This is a genomic window from Humibacter antri (assembly GCF_054777235.1).
Window position 1 is genome coordinate 1 of record NZ_BAAHAW010000021.1, and the last position, 13472, is coordinate 13472.

At 68.5% G+C, this 13472-nt stretch carries 11 protein-coding genes; 2 read left to right on the forward strand and 9 right to left on the reverse strand.

All coding sequences use genetic code 11. The features are described 5' to 3' along the window. Nucleotides 1-275 precede the first annotated feature (275 nt). From ACYVDK_RS09230 to ACYVDK_RS09255, 6 genes are all read right to left on the reverse strand, one after another. A complete protein-coding gene (locus ACYVDK_RS09230) occupies nt 276-1928 on the reverse strand; it encodes a class I SAM-dependent methyltransferase (protein ID WP_460520937.1) in 1653 nt (550 codons plus the stop codon). 25 nt (nt 1929-1953) lie between these two features. Further along, nucleotides 1954-2283, reverse strand: a complete 330-nt coding sequence (locus tag ACYVDK_RS09235; protein WP_460520939.1) for a YciI family protein — start codon at nt 2281-2283, stop codon at nt 1954-1956. 206 nt (nt 2284-2489) lie between these two features. Further along, nucleotides 2490-3989 (reverse strand): Asp-tRNA(Asn)/Glu-tRNA(Gln) amidotransferase subunit GatB, encoded by a 1500-nt coding sequence (gene gatB, locus ACYVDK_RS09240; protein ID WP_460520941.1) that lies wholly within the window; start codon nt 3987-3989, stop codon nt 2490-2492. Continuing rightward, nucleotides 3989-5542 (reverse strand): amidase, encoded by a 1554-nt coding sequence (gatA, locus tag ACYVDK_RS09245; RefSeq protein ID WP_460520943.1) that lies wholly within the window; start codon nt 5540-5542, stop codon nt 3989-3991. The genes gatB and gatA overlap by 1 nt, the downstream gene beginning before the upstream one ends. Next, nucleotides 5542-5871: an Asp-tRNA(Asn)/Glu-tRNA(Gln) amidotransferase subunit GatC gene (gatC, locus tag ACYVDK_RS09250; protein ID WP_460520945.1), complete on the reverse strand. Its 330-nt coding sequence runs from the start codon at nt 5869-5871 to the stop codon at nt 5542-5544. The genes gatA and gatC overlap by 1 nt, the downstream gene beginning before the upstream one ends. Nucleotides 5872-5926: 55 nt before the next feature. After that, nucleotides 5927-7138: an epoxide hydrolase family protein gene (locus ACYVDK_RS09255; protein WP_460520947.1), complete on the reverse strand. Its 1212-nt coding sequence runs from the start codon at nt 7136-7138 to the stop codon at nt 5927-5929. A 65-nt stretch (nt 7139-7203) separates the two neighbouring features. Here ACYVDK_RS09255 and ACYVDK_RS09260 point away from each other — a divergent pair, with 65 nt between their 5' ends. Beyond that, nucleotides 7204-7782 carry a TetR/AcrR family transcriptional regulator gene (locus ACYVDK_RS09260; RefSeq protein WP_460520949.1) on the forward strand — a complete coding sequence of 193 codons (579 nt, stop codon included), beginning with the start codon at nt 7204-7206 and terminating at the stop codon, nt 7780-7782. 37 nt (nt 7783-7819) lie between these two features. Here ACYVDK_RS09260 and ligA read toward each other — a convergent pair whose 3' ends face one another. Next, nucleotides 7820-10201 carry an NAD-dependent DNA ligase LigA gene (ligA, locus tag ACYVDK_RS09265; protein ID WP_460520951.1) on the reverse strand — a complete coding sequence of 794 codons (2382 nt, stop codon included), beginning with the start codon at nt 10199-10201 and terminating at the stop codon, nt 7820-7822. Nucleotides 10202-10315: 114 nt separating this feature from the next. On the opposite strand from ligA, the gene ACYVDK_RS09270 reads away from it, so the two are divergent. Beyond that, entirely contained in the window at nt 10316-10900 is a 585-nt protein-coding gene (locus ACYVDK_RS09270) for an RBBP9/YdeN family alpha/beta hydrolase (protein WP_460520953.1), read from the forward strand. Between the two features lie 20 nt (nt 10901-10920). On the opposite strand, the gene mnmA is transcribed toward ACYVDK_RS09270, so the two are convergent. Both mnmA and ACYVDK_RS09280 read right to left on the reverse strand, forming a co-directional pair. Continuing rightward, nucleotides 10921-12030, reverse strand: a complete 1110-nt coding sequence (gene mnmA / locus ACYVDK_RS09275; RefSeq protein WP_460520955.1) for a tRNA 2-thiouridine(34) synthase MnmA — start codon at nt 12028-12030, stop codon at nt 10921-10923. Between the two features lie 190 nt (nt 12031-12220). Further along, the gene (locus ACYVDK_RS09280) at nt 12221-13468 is read right to left on the reverse strand and encodes a cysteine desulfurase family protein (RefSeq protein ID WP_460520957.1); all 1248 of its coding nucleotides are present in this window, start codon (nt 13466-13468) and stop codon (nt 12221-12223) included. Nucleotides 13469-13472: the final 4 nt, after the last annotated feature.

Below are 13472 nucleotides of genomic sequence, written 5' to 3' on the forward strand. Positions count from 1 at the left end.
ACCCCCCGACGCCCCTCACAGCGCCGGGCACCCCACCACGCCCACTCACCACCACATCTACGCGTCAGGTGAGAGCCGTGCGAGCTTGCTCGTACGGCCGAACCGATTGAGCCTCTGAGTGGCGAAGCCGCGATAGAGGCGACTGAGGTGAGAGCCGTGCGAGCTTGCTCGTACGGCCGAACCGATTGAGCCTTCGAGGGACTCGGCCGCGAGCGCACCGCAACGAAGCGCGAGCGCGGCGCCACGCTCGACCGAACGTGGCTGGACGCTGCCGTCTAGTCCACGCCGAGCGGGTCGAGCATGCCGACGAACACCAGTTCACGCACGCGCGACAGCAATTCCGCGCCGAGTTCCGCAGGATCCACATCGAGCAGGTCCGCGAGCGCCCCGACGATGACGCCAACCGGGAGGTCGCCGTCGCAAGCGCCGACGAAGGCCGCCAGGGCGGTGTCCGCCTTCAGGCGCCGACCGAATCCACCACCCTGGATCAGCGCGAGCATGGTCGGGTCGTCGTCGCCTGGCCAGTAGTGCCGCTCCTCCGTGACATCCCTCGCGGTGGTCAGGGTCGCAAGCCCGAGCTGTTCGTCGTCGACGGATGCCAGCCACTGCGCCATGCGCAGACCGCGCGCCAGGTGCGCCCCGAGTCCGCCCTCTGCCGAGCCGGCCGACGCGGGCGAACCCGTCGATGAGACGGATTCCAGTCTGCGCAGCGTGACGGACTCGTCGGCGGGACGCCGCAGGGTGACGTATCCGAAGCCGACGTGGCTCACTCCGCGGGCGGTGAAGTCGTCGAGCCAGGCATCCGTCAGCCGTTCGAACTCGACGCTGCCACGGCGCGTGCCGCCGTCGCGGATCCAGGTCTCGGCGTACTGCGCGGCATCCTGCAGCTCCCGTTCCACGATCCAGGCGTCCAGTGCTCCCGGCTCGCGCTCGTCGCCGAGCCAGGAACGCAACCGGTCGAACGCCTCACTCTCGCCGTGGTACTCCCAGTTGCCGAGGAACTGGGCAATGCCCCCCGGATTCAGATGTTCCCGCGTGCCGCGCACGACAGCCTTGACGATCGCGTCCCCCGTGAGACCGCCGTCGCGGTATTCGTACTCGGGAACCCCGGAGACCCGTGGTGTGATGACGAACGGCGGATTCGAGACGATCAGGTCGAACGACTCCCCCTCGACGGGCTCGAACAGGTTCCCGTGCCGGAACTCGACGGTGTGCACTCCGTTCAGCAGCGCGTTGAACTCCGCGAAGCGCAGTGCCCGGTTCGAGATGTCGGTGGCGACCACCCGGTCGGCGTGCCTTGCCGCGTGCAGTGCCTGGATGCCGCATCCGGTTCCCAGGTCGAGCGCCGTTCCGACACGATCGCGCATCATGATCGAGCTGAGCGTGTTCGACGCTCCCCCGACACCCAGCACGTGGTCCTCGCGGAGCGCTCGCCCCAGGGCGAGCTCACCCAGGTCCGAGCAGATCCACCAGCACCCAGCACCGCCATCGTCGACGTACGAATACGGTCGCAGATCTACGAGCGGACGGGCGAGGCCGCCCTCGGCGAATTCCTCGGCCACCTCGTCGAATGCGACGAGCCCGAGCATGCATGCGCCATCGAGTCCGAGTGCCGGCAGAGCGGATGCCAGTGGCCGCGCCCCCACCGGCAGCCCGAGCACGAACATGGTCGCGAGCACCGGCAGCGGCTCGAACCGGGCGACACCGGGTGCTACTGCACGTCGTGCCGCGACGCGCTGACCGCGGAACAGTGCGGCGGCCGCCTCGTCGCCCCAGAGGGCATCCAGTGCGTCGACCGTGAAGCCGGCCGAATGCAGGTCGTCACGGAGGCGCCCGATCAGAGCGGCGTCGACGGCGACGACGTTGTGCGGCCGCGCGGGCGGGGACTTGCAGGCGACGGAGGAGCTATCGAGAGCGTCATCCGGCATCTCGCCATTCAATCATGCGCGAGCACTACTCCTCCGTGTAGAACTGCCGCACCTCGACCAGGCCGCCACGGGCCATCGGGTGGCGTGACGCGATCTCCAGTGCACGGTCCAGAGATTCCGCCTCGATCACGTCGAATCCGGCGATCTGCTCCTTCGTCTCTGCGAACGGGCCGTCCGTCACCAACAGTCGGTCGCCTCGGCGGCGCACGACCTTCGCGGTTTCCGCAGGGAGGACCTCGCCGAGGATGCGTTCGCCGGACGCGTCCAGTTCGTCCACCCACTGGTCGATGGGCACGTCGGCGGATGTCTCGGGCTCGCCGGTCGGGTCGGTGCAGATCAGCAGCATGTATCGCATGAGCGTTCCTTTCGTCGTTCACTCACCACCACGTCGAGCGGATGCCCGCATGTTCGACAAACCGCTGCCACCGAGTCTCGATCTCGATGATCCAGCGCTTCGATCGGCCCCCGAGGTCGGTGATCGGAGGGCGCTTCATGCCTCCGACAGCCTCCGCCGACACCGAATCCGCCGACTCGGCATGAAGCCCGACTCCTGCTTCCCTGCTACTGCTGCCCTGCGCGCTCCAACACCAGCTCCCGCACCCGGGCGGCGTCGGCCTGACCCTTCATCGCCTTCATCACCGCGCCGATCACGGCACCTGCCGCCTGCACCTTGCCGTCGCGAATCTTCTGCAACACGTCCGGCTGAGCCGCCAGCGCCTCATCGATCGCCGCGATCAGAGGACCGTCGTCCGAGACGACCTTCAGGCCGCGCGACTCGACGACCGCAGCCGGCGAGCCCTCGCCGTCGATGACGCCTTCGAGCACCTGCCGCGCCAGGCGGTCGGTCAGGTCTCCGCTTTCGACGAGAGCGACGAGTTCCGACACGTGCAGGGGCGATACCAGTATGATCGCGGCCACGCCCCGCGTGTTGGCGATGCGGGTGATCTCACCGGTCCACCACTTGCGGGCGGATGCCGGTGCCGCACCCTCTGCGACGGTCGCCTCGACGGCATCCAGCAGGTCGCCGTTGACGACGTCCTGGAACTCCAGTGCCGTGAATCCCCATGCCTCGCGCAGACGTGCACGACGCTCCGACGGCGGCTCGGGCAAAGTCGCACGCAGCTCCTCGACCCACTCAAGGCTCGGCGCAACAGGAACGAGATCGGGCTCGGGGAAGTAGCGGTAGTCGTCGGCGTCGCTCTTCGGCCGCCCCGCTGAGGTGGTGCCGGTGTCTTCGTGCCAGTGGCGCGTCTCCTGCGTGATGGTGCCACCGGCATGCAGGACCGCGGCCTGCCGCTGGATCTCGTACCGCACGGCCCGCTCCACCGACCGCAGCGAGTTGACGTTCTTCGTCTCGGTGCGGGTGCCCAGCACGTGCGAGCCGCGTGGACGCAACGACACGTTCGCATCGCACCGCACGTTGCCCTCCTCCATGCGTGCGTTGGAGACGCCGAGCGCCTTCACCAGCTCACGGATGTGGGCGACATACGTTCGACCCACCTCCGGAGCATCTCCGTCAACCCCCTCGATGATCCTCGTGACGATCTCGACAAGCGGCACGCCACCGCGGTTGTAGTCCACGAGGGAGTAGTCCGCACCTTGGATGCGCCCGGTCGTGCCGGCGTGCGTGAGCTTGCCGGCGTCCTCCTCCATATGCGCGCGCTCGATGAGGATGGTGACCTGCCGGCCGCTCTCCAGCTCGACCGTCACCTCACCGTCGTGGGCGATCGGCTCGTCGTACTGCGACGTCTGGAAGTTCTTCGACGTGTCGGGGTAGAAGTAATTCTTTCGCGCGAATCGCGAGCTCTCCGCGATGCCGCAGCCGAGCGCGAGCCCTAGTCGGATGCTCGACTCCACCGCTTTGTGATTCACCTGCGGCAGCCCGCCGGGAAGGCCGAGGCATGTGGGGCAGGTGTTCGCGTTGGAGCCGGAGCCGAACTCGTTCGCGCAGCCGCAGAACATCTTGGTCTTCGTGTTCAGTTCGACGTGCACCTCGAAACCGAGCACGGGCTCGAAGAGTTCGAGCGCCCTGTCGTAGTCCATCAGCCGGTCTTTGGCCATCAGACCACTCCCTCTTCGCTCGCGAACATCTCGGTCTGGCTCAACTGCGGCGCGCGGCGGAGCAGCTGCCCGCCCCATCCGGACTCGAGCAGTCGTTCCAGCGCCGCGCCCACGGTGTAGAGGCGGGCATCCTCGCGGGCGGGAGCCATGATCTGCAGCCCGACGGGAAGGTCGTCCTCCGGTGCGAGGCCGATCGGCAGCGCAAGCCCCGGAACGCCGGCCAGGTTCGCCGGAATGGTGGTGACGTCGTTCAGGTACATCGCCAGCGGGTCGTCGATCTTCTCGCCGAGCTTGAACGCCGTGGTCGGCGCGGCGGGGCTGATCAGCACGTCGACCTGGTCGAACGCTGCGGCGAAGTCACGCTGGATGAGCGTGCGAACCTTCTGCGCGCTGCCGTAGTAGGCGTCGTAGTAACCGGCGCTGAGGGCGTAGGTGCCGAGGATGATGCGGCGCTTCACCTCTGCGCCGAATCCGGCGTCGCGCGTCGCCGACATCACGCGCTCGCTGGTCACCTGCCCGCTCTCCGGGGCGACCCGGAGGCCGAACCGCACGGAGTCGAATCGGGCCAGGTTGCTCGACGCCTCGGCCGGCAGGATCAGGTAGTACGCGGCAACCGCGTATTCGAAGCTCGGGGCCGACACCTCGACGACCTCGGCGCCCGCCGCGGTGAGCAGCTGCACCGTCTCGTCGAAGCGCTGCTTGACGCCGGGCTGGAATCCCTCGCCGCTGCCGGAGATCTCGCGCACGACGCCGACGCGCAGGCCCTTGAGGGCATCATCGCGCTGTCCTGCGCGGGCGGCCTCGGCCATGGACGGCCAGGCATCCGTGAGCGAAGTGGAATCGAGCGGGTCGTATCCGGCGATCACGTCGTGCAGGAGTGCCGCGTCGAGCACGCTGCGGGACACAGGTCCGACCTGGTCGAGCGAGCTCGCCAAGGCGATGGCGCCGTAACGGCTCACGCCGCCGTACGTCGGCTTGACGCCCACGGATCCGGTCACGGCCGCCGGCTGGCGGATGGATCCGCCCGTGTCGCTGCCGAGGGCGAAGGGTGCTTCGAACGCCGCGACGGCCGCGGCGGATCCGCCGCCGGAACCTCCCGGGATCCGCTCAAGGTCCCATGGGTTGCGGGTCGGACCGAACGCGGAGTGCTCGGTGGAGGACCCCATGGCGAACTCGTCCATGTTCGTCTTGCCGAGCGGGATCAGGTCCGCCTCGCGGAGGCGCCGAACGACCGTGGCGTCGTACGGTGGGATCCAGCCCTCGAGAATCTTCGACCCCGAGGTGGAGGGCATGTCGTACGTGCACAGCACGTCCTTGACGGCGACCGGAACACCGGCCAGCTCTCCCAGCTTCTCACCGGCGGCGCGACGTGCGTCGACGGCCTTCGCCGTCTCGATCGCCTTCGCGGATGCCACGTGCAGGAACGCGTGCACATCGGAGTCGACGGCCGCGATGCGGTCGAGGTGTGCACGTGTCGCCTCCTCGCTGGAGACCTCGGATGCGGCCAGCTTGCCGGCCAGCTCGGCGGCGGAGAGCCTCGTCAGGTCGCTCATCAGGCCTCCTCGCCCAGGATCGGGGCCACGCGGAAGAAGTCGCCCTCACGGTCGGGCGCCCCCGAGAGCGCCTGCTCGACGGTGAGACCTGGCACCACGACATCCTCGCGGAACACGTTGTCCATCGGGATCGGATGGCTCGTGGCGGGCACGTCGGGCGTCGCCACCTCACTCACCTTCGCCACGGATTCCACGATCTGCGCCAGCTCGGCCGTAAGGCTGGTCAGTTCGGCCTCGCTCAAGTCGATGCGGGCCAGGTCGGCTAGATGCCGCACCTGGTCGGCGCTGATCTGTGTTGCTCCTTGTCGGGCAGCACTGTTGTCGGGCATGCGTCTCCGTTGGTAGAACGTCGTACGGGATGCCGTCCAGTCTATTCGCGCGCGGTCATCGGTTCCGGGCTTCGCTCTGGCGCGGACCCCATGTTCTGGATCCCGCTTCCGGGCGACCGGATACCTCTGCGAGCGCGACCGCACGACGCACATCCGCGGCATACGCTTGCGGTTCCTCCCATGCGGCGAAGTGGCCCCCGCGCTCGTGCTGCACATATTCCTGGATGTCGACGAACCGGGCTGCGAAGCCGCGCGGCTCCGGCTTGGTGTCGTGACCGAAGACGCCGAGCACCGTCGGAGTCGGGACGAACGAGGGAGGTCGCACGGATTCCGAGTACGGCGCGAAGGAGGTGCTGATGGCGCCCGTGAACCAGTAGGCACTGACCCACGTCGCAAGGTCGTCGACCTCGAAGGGGGCGTCCGACCAGACGTTCAGCTTCTCGACGATCCAGGCGGCAAGGCCGGCGGGCGAATCCGCGAGACCCACCGCCAGAGTGTGCGGCTTCGACGACTGCTCGGCGATGTATCCACCTTCCGCACGCTGCCAGGCCGCGATCGCGTCGAGATAGGCGAGCTCCTCCCGACCGAGCTCGGAACGGTCCGCGAAGACGGCATGCAGCGGCGAGATGTTCGTCAGGTGCAGGCTGGCGACGTTGGCGGGGCGCAGCACGGCCAGGTGTTCGGCGATGTCCGCGCCGATGTCGCCACCCGAAACCACGTAGCGCTCGTATCCGAGTACCTGCATCAGGCCTGCCACGAGCGACGCGGTGGCCGCGACGGTCATCTCGGCGCCCGGCAACTCGATGCCGCCGGCCGATGCGCCGGTCAACTCGTTGTCAGCGGTGACGGCGAGGCCATGGCCACTCGTCTCCGCACTGAACGGGAAGCCGGGCAGTGCGGGCACGACGAGGTTCAGGTCGGCGAGCACGGGCAGAAGGCGCTCGAACCGCAGCACCGAGTCCGGCCATCCGTGCAGGAGGACGACCGTCGGAGCGTTCGAGGAGGATGCACGACTGTGCACGAAGCGCACGGCCCGACCGCCGACCTCCGCGGCCTCCCACGGCAGGTTCAGGATGCGCGCCTCGTGCGCCCGCCAGTCGTACCGCGCGCGCCAGTGCTCGAGGAGCTCGGTCAGCTCGCCGGCATCCATTCCCCTGACACCTGCGGTGCCGCGCACGAGGCGCGGCCGTTTCGTCGCGGCGAGACGACGATGCAGGTCGTCGAGTTCGTCGTCCGATACCGGGACAAGTGGGGCGAGAATACTCATGTGTACGACCATACACATGTGTATTCACGCGTACACATAGGCGAATGCCGCGGTACCCTTTCGGCGTGAACGGAGCCACGAGCAGACCGAGGGATGCCGAACGGACCCGCGAGCACATCCTCGCCTCCGCACGCCGCGAGTTCGCCCGCGTGGGGTTCGCCCGGGCCACCGTGCGCGCGATCGCGACCTCGGCCGGGGTGTCACCCAACCTCGTCACCCGCTACTTCGGCGGCAAGGACGGCCTCTTCGTCGCCGCGACGGAGGTGCGCCTCCGGTTGGACGACGTCTTCGACGGCGATCGCGCCTCGCTCGGCCGCCGACTGGCGGAGAGCATGGTCGCCCGCTGGACGACCGTTGAGGGCGACGACCCGCTCCTCGTGCTTCTGAGGGCTTCCGGAGAGCGTGAGGAAGCCGCGCGGACCTTGTCGGAGTTCCTCGACCGGGAGTCGATGGAGCCGTTCCGCGAACAGTTGCTGTCCTACGGTCTGACCCCTGACGACGCGGCAGCACGCGCAAAGGCGGTCGACGCCTTCGCACTCGGGGTCTCCGCGAGGTATCGCGTGCTCCGCGATGCACTCGGCGACACCGATGCGCTGACCGAGTGGATCGCCGTCACAGTGCAGCGACTCGTCGACGCTCCGTGAGGCTGCCGCCGCACGCCCATCGCGGCGTCCTCAAGGCCTACGACCCTGGTATCTCCTTATCGAGATCCAGCCCTCCCGGGCCCTCGGAGACCAGGACGGCGAACTGCGCTGCATCCAACACCGGGATCCCGAACTCCTCCGCCTTGGCGAGCTTGGAGCCGGCGCCAGGGCCGGCCGCCACGTAGTCCGTCTTCTTCGAGACACTCGACGCCGCCTTGCCACCGGCGGCGATGATCGCCTCCTGCGCCCCCTCCCTGGTGAATCCCTCGAGGGACCCGGTCGCCACGACGGTGATTCCGGCCAGTGGGCCACCGGCATCCTCCGCCTTGCCCGGTCCCGGATGCCCCGGCGTCGCGAACGGCACACCCGCCTCGGTCCACCGCTCGACGATGTCTCGGTGCCAGTCGACCTCGAACCAGGCCAGTACGGCATCGGCGATGATGCCGCCCACGCCGTCCACCGCGGCGAGCTCGTCTCTCGAAGACGAGCGGATGGCATCCAGCGACCCGAACCATCCGGCCAGCGCCCTGGCCGCAACAGGTCCGACATGCCGGATGTTCAGAGCGACGATGAATCGCCACAACTCCTTCTGTTTCGACGCGTCGATGTTGGCGAGCATGTCGTGCGCCGTCTTCGATGGAACGTGCGACGGAGTCCCTGCGAACACGTCGGCGTTCGGGTCGAACGGGCCGTCGGCATCCTTGCCGGTGAGCTTGCGCTGCCTGCGGAACGGCGTATCGGTGCGGACCCGGATGGTGACCCCGTCATCGGTCGTGAGCTCGTGCCCTGGCTCGCCAGGCTCGGCTTCTTTCGGCAGTCCGGTCTCGTGGTCGCGCACGATGACCTCGATGTCGAAGATGCGCTCCAACGTCAGGTCGAACAGGCCGGCCTCCGTGGGCAGCGACGGAGTCGGAGGATTCAAGGGTTGCGTGAGCGCCGCGGCCACCACCTCGCCGAGCGCCTCGATGTCGAGCGATCCGCGGCCGGCGATGTGCTCGACGCGCCCCCGCACCTGGGCGGGGCACGACCGCGAGTTCGGGCAGCGCAGATCGATGTCGCCCTCCTTCGCCGGAGCCAGACGGGTGCCGCATTCCGGGCAGAATTCGGGCATCCGCCATCGAACCTGCGTACCGTCGCGGCGTTCCTCCACGGCGCCGAGGATCTCGGGGATGACGTCGCCCGCTTTGCGCAGCACGACGGTGTCGCCGATCAACACGCCCTTGGCTTCGACCACCTGCTGGTTGTGCAGAGTGGCCTGCCGCACCGTACTGCCTGCCACCTTCACCGGCGTCATCACCGCGTAGGGCGTCGCCCGTCCGGTGCGACCGATGCCGACGAGGATGTCGAGCAGGGTGGTGAAGACCTCCTCTGGCGGGTACTTGTACGCGATTGCCCACCGCGGCGCACGGCTCGTCGCGCCAAGCTCCTCATGCGTGGCGAGGTCGTCGACCTTGACGACGACGCCGTCGATCTCGTGCTCGAGCGAGTGGCGCCGTTCCCCCATTTCGGCGATGTAATCGGCCACTTCGTCGAGATAGGCGAGCACGCGGTTGTGCGGCGACACCGGCAGCCCCCACGAGCGCAGCAGGTCGTACATCTCCGATTGAGTGCGCACCGGTGGATTCGCCCACGCGCCGATGCCGTGAAGGTACAGCGACAACCGTGCCTGCCGCTCGCGCATCAGGTCGAGTTCCTGGGCCGACTTGTTCTCCCGTCGCTGGCGCAGGCTCCCGGCCGCGGTGTTGCGCGCGTTCGCGAACTCCGGGTAGCGGGTCTTGATCTCGGCGTCCGGCTTCCCCTTCGCGCGTTGCGACAGAACGTAATTCTCCTGCAGCTGGTGCTGCCGTTCGTTGAGGAACTCGAAGTCGGCCGTCTTCAAGAACACCTCGCCGCGCACCTCGAAGAACGGCGGCCATGTGGTGCCTTCGAGCCTCCGCGGGATGACCGGAATCCAGTCCACATTCTCGGTGATGTCTTCGCCGACGGTCCCGTCGCCGCGCGTGGTCGCCGTCTCCAGCGCGCCGTCCCGGTACGCCAGGCTGATCGCCAGGCCGTCGATCTTGACCTCGGTGAGCCAGCGCACCTGGTGACCGGCGGCGAGTTGCGTCTTGTTGGTCCAGTCGCGCAGTTCGTCCACACTGAACACGTTGTCGAGGCTGAGCATCCTCTCGGCGTGCTCGTGCGGCGGAAATCCGGCGGACGCGATCTCCGCCCCCACCGTCTGCGTCGGGCTGTCCTGGCTGAGAAGTGCGGGGAACAGCTGCTCGATCGCCTCGAGCCGATGGATGTCGCCGTCGTACTCGGCGTCGCTGATCAAGCTCCCGCCGGCGTAGTACGCGATGCGGTTCAGCTCGATGTGCTCGCGCAGAGTGGCTGCCTCGGCACGAGCGGAGTCGAAATCTGCAGGGATGTCCGTCACGTCGCCATCCTAGGATCGGCCGCCGACGCCTCCGCCGCTGTCTCAGTGCGGCTCGCCGCAGGCAGCCGGACCCCGGCAGACTGGGCGCGAAGCACGTGCACCCCGAGGAGAGCCATGCGCACCATCATCGTCCCCGGCATCGACGATTCGCCCCGCGACCACTGGCAGTCGCTCTGGCAGGAGTCGCTCGGACCATCTGCTGTGCGCATCGCACCGGCATCCTTCACAGCACCCGTCGAAGCGGACTGGGTCGCCGCAATCGACTGGGTCACCGGCGTCGGCGATGTTCTTGTCGCGCACAGCCTCGGATGTCTCGCCGTGGCATCCTGGATCGCCCGCGGCGGTCGCGCGGCCGGCGCGTTCCTGGTCGCACCGCCCGACGAGTGCGGGCCGGCGTTTCCGGCCGCCGCGACCGGATTCGCATCACCGCGGAACGCTCTCGCGATTCCGTCGGTGATCGTCGCATCCGATGACGATCCGTACTCGTCCCCTGATCATCTCGCGCAGCTCAGCGCGCTGTGGGCTGCGCCGCTGATCACGGTGGGCAGGCATGGACACCTCAACCTGGCAAGCCGCCTCGGCGAATGGAACGAGGGGCGACGCCTGCTCGCCGCGTTCGGAGCCGGCCTCGGAACCGGCCTCGGAGCCGGCCTCGGAGCCTCGAACCGTAAGCCTGACCGTGGCGACGACTTCGTCTGATCGCCCCAAGGAGCGGCGATTCAACCGGCGGTCGCCGGAACCGCACTCACCGTGCGATCGATCGTGCACTGGCCGAGCACGCGAGTTCCCACGTAGACGACAGCGCTCTGCCCGGTTGCGATCCCGTTGATGGGCGTCGCCGGCCGGATGACCAGCTCGCCCTCGCGCAGAAACGCGGTGGCGGTCACCGGATCGGCGTGCGCGCGGATCTGCACCTCGCATGCGAAAGGCGTCGTGGCTTCCTCAGGCGGCAGCCCCGCCCACGTGACGCGCCGGCCGGCGAGCTCGGCGATGTCGAGTGCCTCCTTGGGTCCTACGACGACCGTGTTCTCCTTCGGGCGTACCTCGAGCACGAAACGCGGACGCCCGTCGGGAGCCGGCACGGTGATGCCCAGGCCGCGGCGCTGGCCGATGGTGTACGCCGTCGCACCGTCGTGGCTGCCGACGACGCTGCCAGCACGGTCGACGATGTCCCCTGGGGCTGTGCCGACATGCTCGGCCAGCCAGCCCCGCGTGTCGCCGTCGGGGATGAAACAGATGTCGTGCGAGTCCGGCTTCGACGCCACCGTGAACCCACGTTCGGCCGCCTCGGCACGCACCAGATCCTTCGACGGAGTCGCGCCCAGCGGGAACATCGCGTGGGCCAGCTGCTCGGCCGTGAGCACGCCGAGCACGTACGACTGGTCCTTCGCCCAGGCGGCCGCACGGTGCAGTTCCCGGTTGCCGCCGGCATCCGTCACGATGTCCGCGTAGTGGCCGGTGCACACAGCGTCGAAACCGAGTGCCATGGCCTTCTCCAGCAACGCCGCGAACTTGATCTTCTCGTTGCAGCGCAGGCACGGGTTCGGCGTGCGTCCGGCCGAATACTCGGCGATGAAGTCGTCGACCACATCGAGCTTGAACCGTTCGGAGAAGTCCCACACGTAGTACGGGATGCCGATCAGGTTGGCCACCCGCTGCGCATCCATCGAGTCCTCGATGGTGCAGCAGCCTCGGCTGCCCGTGCGCAGCGTTCCAGGCATGCGGCTCAGCGCCAGGTGCACGCCGACGACGTCATGCCCGGCGTCCACGGCACGCGCGGCTGCCACTGCGGAGTCCACTCCTCCACTCATCGCCGCCAGAACACGCATGGGGTACAGCCTACGAAATGGTCCCTGAACGCATGCGGACCCGCTACGCGGATCGGGGATTTCGCCAGTGCTGGGCGCCGCCGACATGACATCCGCCCGAGAACATGCCGGTTCGTCCTGCTCTCGGCAGGACAGCCCGATCCGTCATGTTGACGGAATCTGCAGGAGGTACGGACGAGGACTAGCGGGACTAGCGGGCGCCGAGCACGGACTCGCGGGTGGCGAGACCGGCACGGGATGCCTGTGCATACGCGGCAGGCAGCGCTGCCAGGAAGGTGTCGACGTCGGCGTCCGTCGAGGTTCGCCCCAGCGTGATGCGCAGTGCGCCGCGCGCCTCGTCCTCGGTCCGTCCCATGGCACGGAGCACGTGAGAAGGCTCCGGGATGCCCGCTTGGCACGCGGATCCCGTGGACACCTCGATGCCGGCCGCGTCCAGCAGAAACAGCAGCGAGTCGCCCTCGCAGCCGGGGAAGGTGAAGTGGGCGTTCGAGGCGAGCCGGGCATCCGGATGCCCGTCAGTCGCACCCGAGCCCGGTTCCGGGCCGCTGAGCAGCGCCTCGGGCACGGCACTGCGTACGCCGTCGATGAGACGGTCGCGCAGAGCGGTGAGCCGCTCCGCCTCTACGGCGCGCGCCTCGTCAGCTGATACTGCGGCTACCGCGAACGCGCAGGCGGCAGCCACGTCCTGCGTACCGCTGCGCACCTGCCGCTGCTGGCCGCCGCCGTGAATGAGCGGAACGATCGTGGCATCTCTCGACAGCACGAGTGCGCCCGCACCGACCGGACCGCCGATCTTGTGGGCCGACACGCTCAGCGCCGCCAGCCCGGCTCCCGCCCTCGAGTCGGTGCGCCTGCGCATCCCGGCGAAGTCCACAGGCAGATGCCCGAAGACGGAGACGGCGTCCACGTGCACCGGGACACCCGCGGATGCCGCCAATGCGATCATCCGTTCCGCGGGCTGCACGCTCCCCACCTCGTTGTTCGCCCACAGGAACGTGAGCAGCGCCGCGGTGTGCGGATCGCGCGCCAGGGCTTGTTCCAGCACGTCGAGCCGCACGAACCCCTCCCGGTCGAGCGGGATCCACTCCACCCGCGCGCCCTCGTACGATTGCAGCCACTCGACCGTGTCGAGCGTGGCGTGGTGCTCGCCCTCCGGCACGAGGATGCGATTCGCACCGCGGCGGGCGCCCGCCCAGTACAGACCTTTCACGCCCAGGTTGATCGCCTCGGTGCCGCCAGACGTGAGCACCACCTCGATGCCCTGGCAGCCGACCGTGGCCGCAAGTTGCTCGCGGGCGTCCTCGAGCGCGCGTTTGGCGGACTGACCTGCCGAATGGATGCTCGACGGATTGCCGACCTCCTGCAGGGCGCGCGTGTACGCCTCGATCGCCTCAGGCAGAACGGGCGTGGTGGCGGCGTGGTCAAGGTAGACCGGCATACGA

Coding starts and splice junctions, on each gene's coding strand:
- ACYVDK_RS09230 (WP_460520937.1), bottom strand. CDS start 1,928: ATGCCGGATGACGCTCTCGATAGCTCCTCCGTCGCCTGCAAGTCCCCG.
- ACYVDK_RS09235 (WP_460520939.1), bottom strand. CDS start 2,283: ATGCGATACATGCTGCTGATCTGCACCGACCCGACCGGCGAGCCCGAG.
- gatB (WP_460520941.1), bottom strand. CDS start 3,989: ATGGCCAAAGACCGGCTGATGGACTACGACAGGGCGCTCGAACTCTTC.
- gatA (WP_460520943.1), bottom strand. CDS start 5,542: ATGAGCGACCTGACGAGGCTCTCCGCCGCCGAGCTGGCCGGCAAGCTG.
- gatC (WP_460520945.1), bottom strand. CDS start 5,871: ATGCCCGACAACAGTGCTGCCCGACAAGGAGCAACACAGATCAGCGCC.
- ACYVDK_RS09255 (WP_460520947.1), bottom strand. CDS start 7,138: ATGAGTATTCTCGCCCCACTTGTCCCGGTATCGGACGACGAACTCGAC.
- ACYVDK_RS09270 (WP_460520953.1), top strand. CDS start 10,316: ATGCGCACCATCATCGTCCCCGGCATCGACGATTCGCCCCGCGACCAC.
- mnmA (WP_460520955.1), bottom strand. CDS start 12,030: ATGCGTGTTCTGGCGGCGATGAGTGGAGGAGTGGACTCCGCAGTGGCA.
- ACYVDK_RS09280 (WP_460520957.1), bottom strand. CDS start 13,468: ATGCCGGTCTACCTTGACCACGCCGCCACCACGCCCGTTCTGCCTGAG.